General features: G+C 58.5%; 14 protein-coding genes and 1 pseudogene. 5 read left to right on the top strand and 10 right to left on the bottom strand.

Features of this window, described 5'->3' with window-relative positions; genetic code table 11:
- Window positions 1-57 precede the first annotated feature (57 nt).
- Both EA797_RS11005 and EA797_RS11010 read left to right on the top strand, forming a co-directional pair.
- On the top strand, window positions 58-360 hold the full coding sequence (locus tag EA797_RS11005) for an ArsR/SmtB family transcription factor (RefSeq protein ID WP_122165236.1): 303 nt from the start codon (window positions 58-60) through the stop codon (window positions 358-360).
- A gap of 40 nt (window positions 361-400) precedes the next feature.
- Window positions 401-1,450, top strand: a complete 1,050-nt coding sequence (locus EA797_RS11010) for an alkene reductase (protein ID WP_122165237.1) — start codon at window positions 401-403, stop codon at window positions 1,448-1,450.
- 146 nt (window positions 1,451-1,596) lie between these two features.
- Here EA797_RS11010 and fghA read toward each other — a convergent pair whose 3' ends face one another.
- Complete coding sequence (gene fghA / locus EA797_RS11015; protein ID WP_122165238.1) at window positions 1,597-2,442, bottom strand: S-formylglutathione hydrolase; 846 nt, start codon at window positions 2,440-2,442, stop codon at window positions 1,597-1,599.
- A gap of 66 nt (window positions 2,443-2,508) precedes the next feature.
- Window positions 2,509-3,624, bottom strand: coding sequence for an S-(hydroxymethyl)glutathione dehydrogenase/class III alcohol dehydrogenase (locus EA797_RS11020; protein WP_122165239.1), 1,116 nt, complete (start codon window positions 3,622-3,624; stop codon window positions 2,509-2,511).
- 153 nt (window positions 3,625-3,777) lie between these two features.
- Between EA797_RS11020 and EA797_RS11025 the strand changes: the two genes are divergently transcribed.
- From EA797_RS11025 to EA797_RS11035, 3 genes and pseudogenes are all read left to right on the top strand, one after another.
- Window positions 3,778-4,668 (top strand): LysR family transcriptional regulator, encoded by an 891-nt coding sequence (locus EA797_RS11025; RefSeq protein ID WP_122165240.1) that lies wholly within the window; start codon window positions 3,778-3,780, stop codon window positions 4,666-4,668.
- Window positions 4,669-4,808: 140 nt separating this feature from the next.
- A pseudogene (gene hpf / locus EA797_RS11030) lies at window positions 4,809-5,108 on the top strand (ribosome hibernation-promoting factor, HPF/YfiA family); the annotation flags it as partial.
- A gap of 102 nt (window positions 5,109-5,210) precedes the next feature.
- Window positions 5,211-6,377 carry a baeRF3 domain-containing protein gene (locus EA797_RS11035; protein WP_122165242.1) on the top strand — a complete coding sequence of 389 codons (1,167 nt, stop codon included), beginning with the start codon at window positions 5,211-5,213 and terminating at the stop codon, window positions 6,375-6,377.
- Window positions 6,378-6,434: 57 nt separating this feature from the next.
- Here EA797_RS11035 and ispD read toward each other — a convergent pair whose 3' ends face one another.
- The 8 genes from ispD to dnaE all read right to left on the bottom strand — a co-directional run bounded on the left by ispD (window position 6,435) and on the right by dnaE (window position 17,669).
- Complete coding sequence (gene ispD, locus EA797_RS11040; RefSeq protein WP_122165243.1) at window positions 6,435-7,139, bottom strand: 2-C-methyl-D-erythritol 4-phosphate cytidylyltransferase; 705 nt, start codon at window positions 7,137-7,139, stop codon at window positions 6,435-6,437.
- On the bottom strand, window positions 7,136-7,414 hold the full coding sequence (gene ftsB / locus EA797_RS11045) for a cell division protein FtsB (RefSeq protein ID WP_122166256.1): 279 nt from the start codon (window positions 7,412-7,414) through the stop codon (window positions 7,136-7,138). The genes ispD and ftsB overlap by 4 nt, the downstream gene beginning before the upstream one ends.
- 200 nt (window positions 7,415-7,614) lie before the next feature.
- Entirely contained in the window at window positions 7,615-8,904 is a 1,290-nt protein-coding gene (gene eno / locus EA797_RS11050) for a phosphopyruvate hydratase (RefSeq protein WP_122165244.1), read from the bottom strand.
- 33 nt (window positions 8,905-8,937) lie between these two features.
- Window positions 8,938-9,783, bottom strand: a complete 846-nt coding sequence (kdsA, locus tag EA797_RS11055; protein ID WP_122165245.1) for a 3-deoxy-8-phosphooctulonate synthase — start codon at window positions 9,781-9,783, stop codon at window positions 8,938-8,940.
- Window positions 9,780-11,411: a CTP synthase gene (locus EA797_RS11060; RefSeq protein WP_122165246.1), complete on the bottom strand. Its 1,632-nt coding sequence runs from the start codon at window positions 11,409-11,411 to the stop codon at window positions 9,780-9,782. Before EA797_RS11060 ends, kdsA begins: the two co-directional genes overlap by 4 nt.
- A 140-nt stretch (window positions 11,412-11,551) precedes the next feature.
- Entirely contained in the window at window positions 11,552-12,874 is a 1,323-nt protein-coding gene (tilS, locus tag EA797_RS11065; protein WP_122165247.1) for a tRNA lysidine(34) synthetase TilS, read from the bottom strand.
- Window positions 12,875-13,006: 132 nt separating this feature from the next.
- Window positions 13,007-13,957 carry an acetyl-CoA carboxylase carboxyltransferase subunit alpha gene (locus EA797_RS11070; protein WP_122165248.1) on the bottom strand — a complete coding sequence of 317 codons (951 nt, stop codon included), beginning with the start codon at window positions 13,955-13,957 and terminating at the stop codon, window positions 13,007-13,009.
- Between the two features lie 190 nt (window positions 13,958-14,147).
- Window positions 14,148-17,669 carry a DNA polymerase III subunit alpha gene (dnaE, locus tag EA797_RS11075; protein ID WP_122165249.1) on the bottom strand — a complete coding sequence of 1,174 codons (3,522 nt, stop codon included), beginning with the start codon at window positions 17,667-17,669 and terminating at the stop codon, window positions 14,148-14,150.
- Window positions 17,670-17,750: the final 81 nt, after the last annotated feature.

Here is a 17,750-nt window from a genome sequence, read left to right on the forward strand (position 1 = left end):
ATCGCCTTATACCGATATATAGTTCGCCCCGTTCCGATATACCAAACGGACGAGGCCATGAAAGACGAGTTCGACGGCATCATCAAGGCGATATCTCATCCGTTGCGCCGGGACATCCTGCGGTGGCTGAAAGAGCCTGGGCGCCACTTCTGCGAGCAACACCACTCGCTGGAGAACGGTGTATGTGCCGGCCAGATCGACCAGCGCGCAGGGCTTTCGCAATCAACCGTATCGGCTCACCTGGCGACCTTGCAGCGGGCAGGTCTGGTCACTAACCGAAAGGTGGGCCAGTGGCACTTCTTCAAACGCAATGAACCGGCTATCGAGGCCTTCGTGGCCCGTCTCGGCCAAGAACTCTGAGCTGTACCGACGCTTAACCCTGTTAAGGAGCTGCATCGCTATGCCTACACTTTTCGACCCGATCAAGATCGGCGATCTCGAACTGGCCAATCGCATAATCATGGCCCCGCTGACGCGCTGCCGTGCCGAGCCTGGCCGCGTGCCAGGAGAGCTCATTGCTGAATACTACGGTCAGCGCGCCGGAGCCGGATTGATCATCAGCGAAGCCACGTCGGTCACGCCTATGGGCGTCGGATACCCTGACACTCCGGGTATCTGGTCGGCCGAGCAGGTTCAAGGCTGGAAAAGGGTTACCGATACCGTGCATGCGAAAGGCGGGAAGATCGTCCTGCAGCTTTGGCACGTAGGAAGGATTTCTGACCCGATTTATCTCGACGGCCAGCTGCCGGTCGCGCCAAGCGCCATCAAACCAGCCGGCCATGTGAGTCTGCTACGGCCGATGAAGGATTACGAAACACCGCGCGCGCTGGAAACTGAAGAAATCGCAGGCATCGTTGAGGCTTACCGTAAGGGTGCGGAGAATGCCCGTGAAGCCGGTTTCGACGGCGTAGAAATCCATGGCGCCAATGGTTATCTGCTCGATCAGTTCCTGCAGAGCAGCACCAACCAGCGCACCGATGAGTACGGCGGCTCACTGGAAAATCGTGCCCGCCTGATGCTGGAAGTCACGGATGCCGCAATCAGCGTCTGGGGTCCCGGCCGTGTAGGCGTGCACTTGTCACCGCGCGCAGACCTTCACGACATGGGCGATACCAATCTGGCCGACACCTTCGGTTATCTCGCGCGTGAACTGGGCGAGCGTGGCATCGCCTTTATCTGCTCACGCGAAAAAGCCGGCAACGACAGCCTCAGCCCTCAATTGAAAGAAATCTTCGGTGGCGTCTACATCGTCAACGAGAGCTTCACCAAGGAACAGGGCAATGCATGGCTGGCCGAGGGCAAAGCTGACGCCGTGGCATTTGGTGTTCCCTATATCGCCAATCCCGATCTCGTTGAGCGACTACGTCAGGACGCACCACTCAACGAACCACGCCCCGAGCTCTTCTACGCCAAAGGCGTAGAAGGCTTCACCGATTATCCATCGCTCTAGCTCCTTGCGATGGAAGGCCTGACCGGGTAACCGGTCGGGTCTTTTTTGTTTCGGGTATCGGCTACGCGGCACGCAAGTGCGGCTGGGAACGCCAGCTTGGTGCCGATCCACAATCCTCGTGAATCGGAAAGCGCCCCTATACGAACTCAGGCTTTCAACGCACGCGCATGATGACGCAGGTGGTCGTCGATGAAACTGCTGATGAAGTAATAGCTGTGATCGTAGCCAGGCTGGATGCGCAAGGTCAGCGGGTGCTCTGCAGCCTTGGCTGCAGACTCCAGCGCGCCGGGCTTGAGCTGGTTTGCAATGAAGTCATCGCGATCCCCTTGATCGACAAGGATTGGCAGCTTCTCCTGAGCTTTCCCTATCAGAGAACAGGCATCCCATTCGCGCCAGCGCGAACGATCAGTGCCCAGGTAACCCGTGAATGCCTTCTCGCCCCAAGGGCAGTCAACCGGATTGGCGATCGGTGCAAACGCTGATACCGACTGATAACGACCCGGGTTTTTCAGTGCACAGACCAGCGCGCCATGGCCACCCATGGAGTGACCGCTGATACCGCGCTTATCTGATACTGGAAAGTTCGCCTCAATCAACTCTGGCAACTCACTCACCACATAGTCATACATGCGGTAATGCCGCGACCATGGTTGCTGGGTAGCATTTAGGTAAAAACCTGCACCCAACCCAAAGTCGTAAGCTTTGTCGGGATCATCCGGCACATCCGCGCCCCGAGGGCTGGTATCCGGAGCGACGATGATGAGCCCAAGCTCCGCAGCGAGCCTGTGCGCCCCTGCCTTCTGCATGAAATTTTCGTCGGTACAGGTCAGCCCAGAAAGCCAGTACAGCACTGGCAGCTTCTCGCCGCCTTCAGCCTGCGGCGGCAGGTACACGGCAAACACCATGTCGCAGTTCAAACTGGTCGAACGATGGCGGTAGCGCTTATGCCAGCCGCCGAAGCTCTTCTGGCAGGAAATATTCTCAAGGCTCATGTGCCCTCCGGTCGCGCCGTAGCGTTCGGCATCAACTGATAACGAAGCGCCGCGGCGGTGCGCTGATCAGAAGTGAATGACGGTCCGGATGCTCTTACCTTCGTGCATCAGGTCGAACGCTTCATTGATCTCGTCCAATCCCATGTTATGGGTGATGAAGGTATCGAGGGGAATTTCGCCGGTTTGCGCTTTTTCCACATACCCTGGCAATTCCGTACGCCCCTTCACGCCACCGAACGCGCTGCCACGCCAGACACGGCCTGTCACCAGCTGAAACGGTCGAGTGCTGATCTCCTGACCTGCTCCAGCCACACCGATAATCACCGACTCGCCCCAGCCTTTGTGAGCACACTCCAGCGCGGCGCGCATCAGTTGGACATTACCAACGCACTCGAAGGAGTAGTCCACGCCGCCATCAGTCATCTCAACGATGACTTCCTGGATCGGCTTGTCGTGATCCTTTGGATTGACGAAGTCAGTAGCGCCCAACTCTTCGGCAATGGCGAACTTGGACGGGTTGATATCGATGGCAATGATGCGACTTGCCTTGGCCATCTTCGCGCCGATGATCGCCGCCAGCCCGATCCCGCCAAGGCCGAAGATCGCGACCGTCGCGCCCTCCTCCACCTTGGCCGTGTTGAGCACTGCACCGATGCCGGTGGTTACGCCGCAGCCGAGCAGGCAGACCTTGTCCAGCGGCGCCTCTTTTGGAATCTTCGCGACCGACACCTCGGGGAGCACGGTGTATTCGGAAAAGGTCGAGGTGCCCATGTAGTGATAGATCGGCTCACCCTTGTAGGAGAACCGCGTGGTGCCATCGGGCATCAGGCCTTTACCTTGAGTAGCGCGCACTGAGCTGCACAGGTTGGTCTTGCCCGATTTGCAGAACTTGCACTGGCGGCACTCAGCGGTATACAGCGGAATCACATGATCGCCGACCTGTACCGAGGTAACGCCTTCCCCAACTGCCTCGACGATACCGCCACCCTCGTGACCAAGAATGCAGGGGAACACCCCTTCGGAATCCTCACCGGAAAGCGTGTACGCGTCGGTATGGCAGACGCCTGTGGCAACGACACGCACGAGCACTTCGCCTGCCTTGGGCGGTTCGACGTCCACTTCTACGATCTGCAATGGTTGATTTGAAGCGAAAGCGACCGCGGCGCGGGATTTGATAGTCATCTGAGCAGCCCTGTTGGGGATTGTTGGGGATTGTTGGGGCCAGTGTAGTTTGTAAATCGCTCAGGGTTAATCGGCTGATTGTGGAAACATTATTGCCACAGAGGGACAATCGATTCTTGGTACTAACATCTGAATGCAGCACGCGGAGAGATGATGAAACGCTGGGAAGGGTTGGATGAGTTTGTCGCTGTAGCCGAGTACGGAAGCTTCATGCGCGCAGCAGAGCAGCTGCGCGTTTCGTCCTCGCACGTCAGCCGACAGGTGGCCCGTCTTGAGGAGCGCCTGCAGGCGCGGCTGCTCTACCGCACCACTCGCCGCGTATCACTGACAGAGGCCGGGCATACCTTCCTCGCCCGCTGCCAGCGACTGATTGAGGAACGCGACGAGGCCTTCAATGCTATCAGCGACCTTCACGCTGCTCCGACGGGGCTGCTGCGCATGACGGCTGCCGTGGCCTATGGCGAACGCTTCATCGTCCCGTTGGTAAACGACTTCATGGCACAACATCCGCAGCTGCGGGTCGATATCGAGTTATCGAACCGCACCCTCGATCTGGTTCAGGAAGGTTATGATCTCGCGATACGACTAGGCCGGCTCAGCGAGTCGCGGCTGGTCGCGACCCGCATCGCCCCCCGCGCCATGTACCTGTGCGCTGCCCCTAGCTACCTCGAGCGCTACGGGCGACCGCACACACTGTCAGAACTTTCTCGACATAATTGTCTGGTTGGCACGAGCGACACCTGGATGCTGCAGATCGACGGTCGAGAACAGCCGTTCAAACCTGCCGGTAACTGGCGCTGCAACAGCGGGCAGGCAGTGCTGGACGCAGCGCTCCGTGGCTTCGGCCTGTGCCAGCTGCCTGACTATTACGTTCTGGAGCCGCTGCGCCGTGGTGATCTGGTGTCACTGCTGGAAGACAACCAGCCGCCAAACACCGCGGTTTGGGCTGTCTACCCACAGCGCCGTTACCCGTTGCCCAAGGTCCGTCTGCTCATCCAATCCCTCAAGGACGGCCTCGCCACGCGTCCCGAATATCGCCATTGATGCAACTGAGTCGCGACCGCGCCGCGCGTCCGACTGTGTGGATCAGGCGGAACCCGGCTTAACCCACCACGTCGAAATTCTGAGGCCGGTGCCTCCGGCGCTTTGCTTGAGCGAGCCGGCGATTCAATCAGGAGGACAACATGCAGATTCTGGTGAACAGCAATCACAGCGTCGATGTAACCAGCGCCCTCGAGGAGCACGTAAAGGCCGCGGTCGAGAGTGAGCTGGAGCGTTTCGATGATCAGCTGACCCGAGTCGAAGTTCATCTCAACGACGAGAACAGCGGAAAGAGCGGCCCCCAGGACAAGCGCTGCCAGATGGAAGCGCGGGTCAAGGGGCACGACCCCATCTCGACGAGCCACAAGGCCGACTCGCTGGCCTTAGCCATCGACGGCGCTGCCGAGAAACTCAACCACGCTCTTGCTCATGCGCTGGACAAGAAGCTCAATCACCACTGACAACCGCCCGACGTGACCTGCCACCGCAGGCCGACGCCGTCCATGAGGGACCCATCAACTTCAAATCAACTAGAGAGGCCGTTCATGAACAGATTGCTCGATCGTGAAACCTTGTCCCAGCTACTGGCTAAGCGCGACGCCCCCTGCCTTTCGCTGTACCAACCCACCCACCGCAGCTTCCCAGAGCGCCAGCAAGACCCCATCCGCTTCAAGCATCTTGTCCGACAGCTGGAGGAATCCCTCAAGCAGCAAGGCCGGGCAGACCAAGCCAAAAGTCTGCTAAAACCCTTTCATGACTTAATCGATGATCCTGATTTCTGGAACGCCAACCGCGACGGCCTCGCGGTGTTTGCTGCAAAGGACTATTTCGAGGTATTTCGCCTCCAACGCAGTGTGCCGGAACTTGCGGTAGCCAATGATCGGATGCATCTCAAGCCGCTGTTGCGCATCGCCCAGTCCGCCGATCGTTATCAGATCCTGGCAGTCACACTGGACTCGGTACGACTCTTCGAAGGTAACCGTGACAGCCTCGATGAAGTCTCGCTCGGTGAGGGGGTGCCGAAAAACGTGGAGGAGGCGCTGGGACGTGAACTGACCGAGAAAGGCCAGACCGGCTTTCCACAGGGTTTTGGTCGCGCCAGTGAGCGAGGCGACCCTATGCAAGTCGAGAGTGGCGGCGCTGGGCGCCAGGACGAGATCGACCGGGACCGGGATAGGTTCTTCCGCGAAGTGGATCGCGCCATTCTTGAGCATCACAGCCGCAAATCGAAACTCCCCCTTATTCTGGCGGCACTACCGGAGCACCAGTTTCATTTCCGCAAGCAAAGCCACAACGAGTTTCTGTTCGCTGAAGGCATAGAAAGTGATGTGTCATTGCTGAGCCCCGATGACCTTCGACAGAAGAGCTGGATAGTCATGCAGCCGCGCTACATCAAGCGCCTCGAAGGTTTTATCAACCAGTACGGAGAGTCCCACGGTCAGGGCCTGGCTACCGATCAGCTAGAGCAGATCGGCCAGGCCACTCTGGAAGGCCGTGTCGCAACACTGCTAGTAGAAGCTGAGCGCCAGATTCCCGGTGTAGCCGACAAGCAGCAGGGCAAAGCGATACCTGTGGAAGACGACACGGCCACAACCCCCGACCTGCTTGATGAACTGACCATATGGACGCTGGAACAAGGCGGTGAAGTGATCTCCGTGCCTACCGAGCGCATGCCCACCGAAAGCGGTGCGGCAGCCATCTACCGCTACTAGATCGCTACACTGGACCGGCGATGCAGGGCCGAAGGTTCTGCATCGCCTCTTCGTCGATCAAGACTGCCAGCGCTGCTGCAGCCACGTCAGATCTTCAGGGCGGGTGATTTTCAGATTATCGGCCCGACCCTCGATCAGCCGCGGGTGATGACCCGCCCACTCCAGCGCAGACGCTTCGTCCGTGACAGCCACCCCACTGGTAAGCGCGTCCATCAATGCTGCGCGTAGTGAACCGAGCCGAAACATCTGAGGGGTGAAAGCCTGCCAGATAACGCTCCTATCGACTGTCTCCTGCACTCGCCCATCAGCCCCGGCGCGTTTGAGCGTGTCACGGGCCGGAACCGCGAGCAGTCCGCCAACGGGATCATCCGCCAGGGTGGCCAACAAACGATTCAGGTCATCGAGCGCCAGATTGGGCCGTGCGGCATCGTGCACGAGCACCCAGTCCTCTTCATTGGCACCCAGGCCAGAGAGCACCTGGAGCCCGGCAAGCACCGAGTCGGCACGCTCACTACCTCCAGTGGCACGACAAATACGCGGATCAGCAGCACATTGCAGTTCAGGCCAGTATGGATCTTGCTCCGCCAGGGACACGACCAGACCTTGAAGCTGCGGATGGTCAAGAAAACGATCGAGGGTATGTTCAAGGATGGTTTGGCCGCCAAGCTCAAGGTACTGCTTTGGCCGGTCAGCGCGCATGCGGCTGCCGACACCGGCCGCAGGAATCACCACCCAGAACGGTGGAAGCCGGAGCGCGCTCATTCAGTGAGCTGAAAGAGAGTTTCGCCCTCTTTGACCATTCCCAGCTCGTGGCGCGCTCGCTCCTCCACAGTCTCCATGCCTTGCTTGAGCTCCATCACTTCGGCTTCGAGTATGCGATTTCGCTCGAGCAAACGTCTGTTTTCACCCTGTTGCTCGGCGATCTGTTTGTTCAGCCCACTGACCTGAGCGAGGCTTCCCTCGCCCACCCAGAGACGATACTGAAGACCACCCAGGAGCAGGATCAGGACGATGAACAACCAGTAAGGACTGCGCATGGAAGGCATGGAACGAATTCGGTTGGTTTCAGGTAGCGTAATGTATGCAGCGGTCAGCGACATGGGCTGGCTTTCCTTTGCTGGCGAGCGCATCGCCTTTCTCTGGGTCGACCTTAACAGCGCTGACCGTTATCCACAAAAAAGGGCGACTAACGCCGCCCCTTTTCTAGCATGCCCTGGCTTATCGCGCGATAGCCGGGTCAGCCACGGAACTCGGCACGGCCCTTGTAAGGGGCTTTTCCGCCGAGTTGCTCTTCGATCCGCAGCAACTGATTGTACTTGGATACGCGATCGGAGCGGCACAGCGAGCCAGTCTTGATCTGACCTGCAGCCGTACCAACAGCCAGGTCGGCAATAGTGTGGTCTTCGGTTTCACCGGAGCGATGCGAGATCACGGCGGTGTAGCCTGCGGCCTTGGCCATCTGAATGGCTTCCAGGGTTTCGGTCAGGGAGCCGATCTGGTTGAACTTGATAAGGATCGAGTTACCGATACCTTTCTCGATACCTTCCTTGAGGATCTTGGTGTTGGTCACGAAAAGGTCGTCGCCAACCAGCTGGACCTTGCTACCGATCTTGTCAGTCAGCACCTTCCAGCCATCCCAATCGGACTCGTCCATGCCGTCTTCGATGGAAATGATTGGGTAGCGCTCCGACAGGCCTGCCAGGTAGTCGGCAAAACCTGCAGCATCGAAAACTTTGCCTTCGCCAGCCAGATCGTACTTGCCGTTCTCGAAGAACTCGCTGGACGCGCAATCAAGCGCCAGGGTGACGTCGTCTCCCAGCTTGTAGCCGGCATTGGCAACAGCTTCGGCAATGGCGGCCAGTGCATCTTCGTTAGATGCCAGATTCGGGGCAAAGCCACCCTCGTCGCCGACCGAGGTACTCAGGCCACGGGCCTTCAATACGGCCTTGAGGTGATGGAAGATTTCAGCGCCCATGCGCAGTGCATCTGCGAATGTCTTGGCACCCACCGGCTGAACCATGAATTCCTGAATGTCGACGTTGTTATCGGCATGCTCACCGCCGTTGATGATGTTCATCATCGGCACCGGCATGGAGTACTGGCCAGGCGTGCCATTGAGATTGGCGATATGGGCGTAAAGCGGCAGGTCCTGATCTTGAGCTGCGGCTTTTGCGGCTGCCAAGGACACTGCGAGGATTGCGTTCGCACCGAGCGAAGCCTTGTTCTCGGTACCGTCCAGATCGATCATCGCGCGGTCCAGCGCCTTTTGATCCAGCGGGTCCTTGCCCATCAGCAGATCACGGATAGGGCCGTTGATGTTGCTGACGGCTTTCAGCACACCCTTGCCCATGTAACGGCTCTTGTCGCCATCGCGCAGCTCAAGTGCCTCTCGGGAACCGGTGGACGCACCAGACGGCGCGCAAGCGCTGCCGATGATGCCGTTATCGAGGATAACGTCTGCTTCCACTGTCGGGTTGCCACGGGAGTCGAGAACCTCACGCCCTTTGATGTCGACGATCTTTGCCATTTTTATTAACACTCCGTAGATAGCTTCAAGGCTTCAAGCAGTTTCGATTGGCGAAAAATTCTTGATCAGATCATCCAGCTGCTTGAGCTGGGTGAGGAAAGGTTCCAGCTTGTCCAGACGCAGGGCGCAAGGGCCGTCGCACTTGGCGTTGTCGGGATCGGGATGGGCTTCGAGGAACAGCCCAGCAAGGCCTTGACTGAGGCCAGCCTTGGCCAGATCGGTAACTTGAGCGCGACGTCCGCCTGCCGAATCGGAGCGGCCGCCAGGCATCTGAAGCGCATGGGTGACATCGAAGATCACCGGGTACTGCATACGCTTCATGATGTCGAAGCCGAGCATGTCGACAACGAGATTGTTGTAGCCAAAGGACGAACCACGCTCGCAAAGGATCAGCTGGTCGTTGCCGGCTTCTTCGCACTTGGCGAGGATGTGCTTCATTTCCTGCGGCGCGAGAAACTGCGCCTTTTTGATATTGATCACTGCACCGGTCTTCGCCATCGCAACCACCAGATCGGTCTGGCGGGACAGGAATGCGGGCAGCTGGATGATGTCGCAGACCTCCGCCACCCGCTGAGCCTGATGCGGTTCGTGCACGTCGGTGATTACAGGTACGCCAAAGGCGTTCTTCACGTCCTCGAAGATGCGCATTCCCTCCTCCAGGCCTGGGCCTCGGAAGGAATTGATCGAGGAGCGATTGGCCTTGTCGAAACTGGCCTTGAAGATATAAGGGATGCCGAGCTTCTCGGTCACCTTCACATAGGTTTCGCAGATCTGAAGAGCAAGATCGCGGGATTCGAGGACGTTCATACCACCGAATAGCACGAATGGCTTGTCGTTCCCTATCTCGATTTTACCGACGCGGATAGTCTTCTGGCTCATGCCTTGGTCGCCTTGTGATCGAGCGCGGCCTTGACGAAACCGCTGAACAGCGGATGGCCGTCGCGCGGCGTGGAGGTGAATTCCGGGTGAAACTGGCAAGCCACGAACCATGGATGATCCGGCGCCTCGACCACCTCAACCAATGCACCATCACCGGAGCGCCCGGTAATCTTCAGACCGGCAGCCTGCAATTGCGGCAACAGGTTGTTGTTGACTTCATAACGATGCCGATGACGCTCGACGATGCGCTCCTTGCCATAGCAGGCAAACACATTGGATCCGGCCTCAAGCCCGCATTCCTGTGCGCCAAGGCGCATCGTTCCGCCAAGGTCCGACGCATCGGTGCGGGTTTCCACCGTACCCGTGGCGTCTTCCCATTCTGTGATCAAGCCGACAACAGGATGGGTCGAATCCTTGTCGAATTCGGTGGAGTTGGCGTCAGACCAGCCAAGCACATCACGGGCAAACTCGATCACCGCGACCTGCATGCCGAGGCATATGCCAAGGTAAGGAATCTTGTTTTCGCGCGCATATTTTACGGTGGCAATCTTGCCTTCAACGCCACGCAGACCGAAACCACCCGGGACCAGAATCGCATCCATGCCTTCCAGCAGGCTGGTGCCCTGGTTTTCGATGTCTTCGGAGTCGATATAGCGAAGGTTCACTTTGGTACGGCTCTGGATGCCAGCGTGGCTCATTGCCTCGATCAGAGATTTGTAAGCGTCCAGAAGTTCCATGTACTTGCCGACCATGGCAATGGTGACCTCTTTTTCGGGATTCAGCTTGGCATCGACAACGCGATCCCATTCCGAAAGATCGGCACCGCCACACTCCAGACCAAATCGTTCGACGACGAAGTCATCCAGGCCCTGCGCATGAAGCACACCAGGAATCTTGTAGATGGTATCGACGTCTTCGAGGCTGATGACCGCGCGCTCTTCAACGTTGGTAAACAACGCAATCTTGCGGCGTGAGGAGACATCGATCGGGTGGTCTGAGCGGCATACCAGCACGTCTGGTTGCAGACCGATGGAGCGCAGCTCTTTGACAGAGTGCTGGGTGGGCTTGGTCTTTGTTTCTCCGGCCGTGGCGATGTAAGGCACCAGTGTCAGATGCATGAGCATCGCGCGCTTGGCCCCTACCTCGACGCGCAATTGGCGGATCGCCTCGAGGAACGGCTGCGACTCGATATCGCCAACGGTTCCGCCGACCTCAACCAGTGCCACATCAGCATCGCCGGCACCCTTGATGATGCGGCGCTTGATCTCATCAGTGATATGGGGGATGACCTGGATGGTTGCACCCAGGTAGTCACCACGGCGCTCACGACGTAGCACATCTTCATAGACACGGCCGGTGGTGAAGTTATTGCTCTTGGTCATCGTCGTGCGGATGAACCGCTCGTAATGACCCAGATCCAGATCCGTCTCGGCGCCGTCATGGGTGACGAACACTTCACCGTGCTGGAACGGGCTCATAGTGCCCGGATCAACGTTGATATAAGGGTCCAGCTTGAGCATCGTGACCTTCAGGCCCCGCGCCTCCAGGATGGCCGCCAATGAAGCCGAGGCGATGCCTTTCCCCAATGAAGAAACAACACCACCCGTGACGAAGATGTAGCGCGTCATGAAAAACCCTAGAAGTCTGCGTTAAGCGGCTAGCGCCGCCGGGGAAAAGCGAAGGTGCCACTGCGCCGATGGCGGCAATAGCGAAACTGCCACGGTTTTCGAAGAAAGCCGCAGAAGCTGTATTGGGACGGGAGCGTAGTCTACTCGAAAGACCCCATCAGCTCAAACCTGGCATCTGCAGGCGGCGTCCATATGAGTGACAGGCCCTGGACATCGAACTGGGGGAAATTAGCCAACGCAATGAGTTCATCGTTACGGTAGAGCAATGGCAGACGCGAGCGGACGAAGCCTGGTAGTGTGGTTTCGTTGAGCAGTCTCTTGAGATCCCGGTGCCCGCGCCCGGGCAGCGCTAACGTCTCGCCGCCCTTGCGATAACGCACCTGCAGCCCGGTTTCACCGCTATGGCCTTGAAGTTGCACTCGGCCGTTGGACGGCAACGGCAGATCGTCACCCGGGCGCACCCACGCAACCGCTTCGCCAGGACCGTTGAGCCACGGTCCGGAAAGCCACCAGATCCGTTCATCGCCTCGATGCAACTCGCCGCAAGCCAAGCGCCAGACTGGCGAGGCATCGGATGAGGCGTCACGCAGCGCATTCCAACCAGCCCAATGATCGGTGTCAGGAAGCGACGTGAAGGAGGCGATCCAGTGGCGCAACGCGTTTCGCTGGCGAGCCGGGCTGAGTGCCTTCAATGATCGCAGCGACAAACTTGGCACCGGAAGCCAATCGTAGCGGTCTATACGCCTCGCCTCACGTAAATCAAGCTCGGCCAGCTCGGTCAGCAACTGCTGCGCCTCATCCAGATGGGAGGCGGCCCGAGCCATACTGCGCGAGGCTTCAGGCCAACGCTCTTGCACGATCGGCATGACGCGGTGACGTATAAAGTTGCGCGAGTGATCCGTGCACTGGTTGCTGGGATCGTCTATCCATCGAAGCCCGTGCTCCACGGCGTAGCTGTTGAGCTCATCACGACAGACACTCAGCAGCGGCCGAACCAGCCAACCATCACCGAGCGTACGGACAGTCGGCATGCCAGCGAGTCCGCGCACGCCGGCGCCGCGTAATAATCGGAACAGCAGCGTCTCGGCCCGATCGTCCTGGTGCTGAGCAGTGAGCAATACCTCATCTGGATTGAGCGTTTCGCTGAAGGCTTTATAACGAGCCTCCCGAGCCTTGCTTTCTACGCTCGAACCGGGCCGGACCTCCACATTCAACACTTGAAGCCCTACACCGAGTTCATTGCAGACCACGCGGCAATGCTCTGGCCAAGCGTCCGCCACCGACTGCAAGCCATGATGAATATGTATGGCGCTGACGGGAGGCAGATTGTTGTTAAGTGATCCCAACCTCACCAGTAGATGAAGCAGCACGGTGGAATCAAGCCCGCCGGAAAACGCCACACGCCAACGCGGCGCGGTGCTCCAAGGCTTCAGCACATCAAGAAGGCGGGATTCAAGAGACATCGGATAGCAGCTCAGGTAAGGCTGGCACCAGAATAAACCGGAACGTAACGATCCAAGGCGAGGACATCGCACGACGGCGCATACAAAAAACGGCGGGAAAGCCCGCCGTTCTATTTGAAAGCTCTCACGACATCAGGCGATGCCGTAGCTCATCAGCCGCTCATAGCGACGCGTCAGCAATGCCTCGGTATCCAGGCCTTTGAGCATCTCTAGCTGAGAGGTCAACTCGTCACGCATGGAGGCAGCCGTTACCGCAGGATTGCGGTGGGCGCCGCCGAGCGGCTCGGATATCACCTTGTCGACGATCCCCAGGTCCTTCAAGCGCTCGGCGGTAACGCCCATCGCCTCGGCGGCTTCCGGCGCCTTGTCAGCGGTACGCCAGAGGATCGAGGCGCAGCCTTCCGGAGAAATGACCGCGTAAGTGGAGTACTGAAGCATGTTCAGCTGATCGCAGACGCCAATAGCCAGCGCGCCGCCCGAACCTCCTTCACCAATCACCGTGGCGATGATCGGAGTCTTGAGACGTGCCATGACGCGCAAGTTCCAAGCGATCGCTTCGCTCTGATTGCGCTCTTCGGCGTCGATACCCGGATAAGCGCCTGGAGTGTCGATAAAGGTGAGAATCGGCATCTTGAAGCGTTCGGCCATTTCCATCAGCCGGCAGGCTTTGCGATAGCCCTCCGGGCGCGGCATGCCGAAGTTGCGACGAACCTTTTCGCGGACTTCACGCCCTTTCTGATGACCGATGATCATGACCGGCTCTCCATTCAGGCGAGCCGTGCCACCAACGATCGCAGCGTCATCCGAGAAATGGCGATCGCCATGCAACTCTTCGAACTCTGTGAATAGATGGCTGATGTAGTCAAGCGTATAGGGGCGTTGCGGGTGGCGGGCCAGTCGGGCGATCTGCCAGCTGGTGAGGTTGCCGAAGATGCTCTCGGTGAGCGATTCGCTCTTGTCCTGCAGGCGAGCGATTTCATCACCAATGTTCAACGAGTTGTCGTTACCAACCAGGCGCAATTCTTCGATCTTGGCTTGAAGGTCGGCAATCGGCTGTTCGAAATCGAGAAAATTCGGGTTCATAGGCATCCGTCATGCGTCGACGGCCAGGCGGCCGGGAGGCTGTTCCGTTTTTTGCGCCCTACCTTACGGGACGGACGCATTCAGGTCGAACAAAAAATGTTCGCAATCTTGACCCGATCCAGGATCGGGCCGGGTGTCGGGTGATCGCAAAGCTGCGAGCCACAATGAGCGCACACTTTGCGGCCTCCCTCTATCGGTATTGCAGAAAGACGTTGTCGCGTCCGAACTGGTCACGCAATGCCTGAATCAAGTTATCGGCAGGGTCTATCCGCCAGCTTTCGCCGAATTGAAGAAGCGCTCGCGCATCGCTGCCTGTGTACTCCAGCGTGATCGGACAGGCACCCCGATGGCGCCCGCACACATCGGCAAGCCAGCGCACCGTGTCACCCTTCAACGCATCGCTCGCGACTTTGACCCGCAGGCTTTCTGCCAACCCGGTGCGCGCTTCTTCCAGGCTCATCACTCGTTTGGCACGCAGGCGCAGGCCCCCAGAGAAGTCGTCATTGCTAACCTCCCCTTCGACCACGACCAATGCGTCCGTCTGCAGCAGCGCTTGCGCACTGTTGAAGGCCTCGGCGAATAGCGAAGCCTCTATGCGTCCTGAGCGGTCATCCAGGGTGATGAATCCCATCTTGTCGCCTTTCTTGTTCTTCATCACCCGCAAATTGACGATCAGGCCGGCGATGGTCTGTTCGCCTCGCGCAGGTCGCAAATCGATGATGCGCTGACGAGCGAAGCGGCGTACTTCACCTTCATACTCGTCGATCGGGTGGCCTGTCAGGTATAGCCCAAGCGTGTCCTTCTCACCCTTGAGGCGCTCCTTCAAGGACAACTCGCGAGCCTTGCGATGATTGGCGTATACGTCCGCTTCCGGCTCGGCAAATAGCCCACCAAACAAGTCCATATGGCCACTATCGAGGCTTCGAGCAGTCTGCTCGGCCGCCTGGATGGCTTCTTCCATGGCGGACAGTAGCACCGCACGGTTGCGATCGATATTGGCCTGATAGGTCTTGGGCTCATCGGAAAAATAAGGACCAAGACGATCAAGCGCGCCCCCGCGGATCAACGCCTCCAGGGTGCGCTTGTTGATCCGTTTGAGGTCTACACGGCTGCAGAAGTCGAAGAGATCGGCAAACGGCCCGCCCTCGCTGCGGCATTCACAAATTGCCTCGACAGGGCCTTCGCCAACGCCCTTGATCGCACCAAGACCGTAGATGATGCGACCGTCATCACTCACCGTGAACTTGAATTCGGAATTATTCACGTCCGGCGCATCGATGCGCAGCTTCATACTGCGGCATTCTTCGATGAGCGTGACCACCTTATCGGTGTTGTGCATATCTGCCGACAGCACGGCCGCCATGAAGGGCGATGGGTAATGCGCCTTGAGCCATGCTGTCTGGTACGAAACCAGGCCGTAGGCAGCCGAGTGCGACTTGTTGAAACCGTAACCGGCGAATTTTTCCACAAGGTCGAAGATGTTACCGGCAAGATCGGCGTCGATACCGTTATTGGCACAACCTTCGATGAAACCGCCACGCTGCTTGGCCATTTCCTCAGGTTTCTTCTTACCCATGGCTCGGCGCAGCATGTCCGCCTGTCCTAGGGTATATCCCCCCATGACCTGCGCGATCTGCATCACCTGCTCCTGATACAGGATGATGCCGTAGGTTGGCGCCAGCACAGGCTTCAGGCCGTCGTACTGATAATCCGAGTGCGGGTAGGAGATTTCCGCACGGCCGTGCTTACGGTTGATGAAGTCATCCACCATCCCTGACTGCAGCGGACCAGGACGGAACAGCGCAACCAAGGCGATCAGGTCTTCCAGACAGTCCGGCTTGAGCTTTTTGATCAGCTCCTTCATGCCGCGTGATTCAAGCTGGAACACGGCTGTTGTTTCAGCTTTCTGTAGCAATGAGAACGTGGGTTTGTCGTCCAGTGGGATGAAGTCGATATTAAGCGGATCCAGGCCCTTCTTAGCCTGCTCGCGGTTGATCGTCTCCATGGCCCACTTGATGATTGTCAACGTACGCAGGCCCAGGAAGTCGAACTTCACCAGGCCCGCGGACTCGACGTCGTCCTTGTCGAACTGCGTGACCAGGCTGCCGCCCTCGTCATCGCAGGCGATGGGTGCGAAATCGGTGAGCTTGGTCGGGGCGATTACCACGCCTCCGGCGTGCTTGCCCGTGCCTCGGGTGATGCCCTCGAGTTTGAGCGCCATCTCCCAGATTTCCCGAGCGTCTTCATCGACAGCCAGAAAGTCCCGAAGCGGCTCTTCCATTTCGTACGCTTTTTCAAGCGTCATGCCGACTTCGAATGGGATCATCTTCGACAGCCGATCGGCAAGCCCATAGGATTTGCCTTGGACGCGCGCCACGTCCCGCACCACAGCCTTGGCAGCCATAGTGCCAAAGGTGATGATCTGGCTGACTGCGTTGCGCCCGTACTTCTCCGCTACGTAATCGATGACCCGATCACGGCCGTCCATGCAGAAGTCGACATCAAAGTCGGGCATCGATACCCGTTCCGGGTTCAGAAACCGCTCGAAGAGCAGGTCGTAGGCCAACGGATCGAGGTCGGTGATTTTCTGAACGTAGGCAACCAGTGAACCCGCACCCGATCCCCGCCCAGGCCCTACCGGTACGCCGTTGTTTTTCGCCCACTGGATGAAATCCATGACGATGAGGAAGTAACCGGGAAATCCCATCTGAATGATGATATCGAGCTCGAAATTCAGCCGATCAATATAGACCTGCTTCTTCGCCTCATAATCAGGTGTGTCCTTCGGCAGCAACACTTCTAGACGCTCATCGAGCCCGTCGAACGAGACCTTGCGGAAGTACTCGTCCATCGTCATGCCGTCCGGTACAGGGAAGTCCGGCAGGAAATAGGTGCCGAGCTGCACCTCGATGTTGCAACGTTTCGCGATCTCGACGCTGTTTTCCAGGGCCTCCGGCAGATCGCTGAACAGCTCCCACATCTCCTCCGGGGTCTTCAGGTACTGCTGGTCGGAGTAGTTGCGGGGACGCCGGGAATCATCGAGGGTTCGACTTTCGCCAATGCAGACCCTTGTCTCGTGGGCTTCGAAGTCTTCCTGCCTGAGGAAGCGCACATCATTGGTGGCCACCAGCGGTACGCTGCAACGCTGCGCCAGTGCCACAGCGGCATGGAGGTGCTCCTCATCGTTGACGCGATTGGTGCGCTGCACTTCGAGGTAAAAGCGATCGGGGAAAACTGCCTGCCATTCGGCCAACAAGGCATCAGCAAGCGCCTCCTCGGCGTCGAGCAACGCATGGCCGATCTCGCCTTCCTTGGCCCCGGAGAGTGCGATCAAACCCTCGGCCGCCGCCTTGACCCAATCACGTTCGATGATGATCTGGTCGTTGCGCTGCCCCTCGGTCCAGCCACGCGATACCAGCTCAGTAAGGTTGCGATAGCCTTTCGCGTTCATCGCCAGCAGCGTCAGTCGGCTAAGCGGACCGTCCTCTTCGCCCCCAGCCAGCCAGATATCTGCACCGCAGATCGGCTTGATCCCTGCACCTTGGGCAGCCTTGTAGAACTTCACCAGCGAGCACATGTTGCTTTGGTCAGTGACTGCCACCGCTGGCATTCCTGCCCCTGTAACGGCCTTGACCAGCGGCTTTACGCGCACCAACCCATCGACCAGTGAGTATTCGGTGTGCAGGCGGAGGTGGACGAAGGAAACGGGCATGAATGAACCTTGGACTGGCGAAACGACAAGCGCGGAATTGTACCGTAAAGGCGCCGCGGATTAAGGCCGCAATGGGAAGGA

It is taken from the genome of Stutzerimonas zhaodongensis, from assembly GCF_003696365.1.
Lineage (GTDB): Bacteria > Pseudomonadota > Gammaproteobacteria > Pseudomonadales > Pseudomonadaceae > Stutzerimonas > Stutzerimonas zhaodongensis.

Excerpts from the sequence above, each read along its gene's own strand:
- fghA (WP_122165238.1), bottom strand. The coding sequence starts at position 2,442 with ATGAGCCTTGAGAATATTTCCTGCCAGAAGAGCTTCGGCGGCTGGCAT.
- EA797_RS11070 (WP_122165248.1), bottom strand. The coding sequence starts at position 13,957 with ATGAACCCGAATTTTCTCGATTTCGAACAGCCGATTGCCGACCTTCAA.
- EA797_RS11010 (WP_122165237.1), top strand. The coding sequence starts at position 401 with ATGCCTACACTTTTCGACCCGATCAAGATCGGCGATCTCGAACTGGCC.
- ispD (WP_122165243.1), bottom strand. The coding sequence starts at position 7,139 with ATGAGCGCGCTCCGGCTTCCACCGTTCTGGGTGGTGATTCCTGCGGCC.
- ftsB (WP_122166256.1), bottom strand. The coding sequence starts at position 7,414 with ATGCGCAGTCCTTACTGGTTGTTCATCGTCCTGATCCTGCTCCTGGGT.
- EA797_RS11035 (WP_122165242.1), top strand. The coding sequence starts at position 5,211 with ATGAACAGATTGCTCGATCGTGAAACCTTGTCCCAGCTACTGGCTAAG.
- eno (WP_122165244.1), bottom strand. The coding sequence starts at position 8,904 with ATGGCAAAGATCGTCGACATCAAAGGGCGTGAGGTTCTCGACTCCCGT.
- EA797_RS11020 (WP_122165239.1), bottom strand. The coding sequence starts at position 3,624 with ATGACTATCAAATCCCGCGCCGCGGTCGCTTTCGCTTCAAATCAACCA.
- EA797_RS11060 (WP_122165246.1), bottom strand. The coding sequence starts at position 11,411 with ATGACGCGCTACATCTTCGTCACGGGTGGTGTTGTTTCTTCATTGGGG.
- EA797_RS11005 (WP_122165236.1), top strand. The coding sequence starts at position 58 with ATGAAAGACGAGTTCGACGGCATCATCAAGGCGATATCTCATCCGTTG.
- kdsA (WP_122165245.1), bottom strand. The coding sequence starts at position 9,783 with ATGAGCCAGAAGACTATCCGCGTCGGTAAAATCGAGATAGGGAACGAC.
- dnaE (WP_122165249.1), bottom strand. The coding sequence starts at position 17,669 with ATGCCCGTTTCCTTCGTCCACCTCCGCCTGCACACCGAATACTCACTG.
- EA797_RS11025 (WP_122165240.1), top strand. The coding sequence starts at position 3,778 with ATGAAACGCTGGGAAGGGTTGGATGAGTTTGTCGCTGTAGCCGAGTAC.
- tilS (WP_122165247.1), bottom strand. The coding sequence starts at position 12,874 with ATGTCTCTTGAATCCCGCCTTCTTGATGTGCTGAAGCCTTGGAGCACC.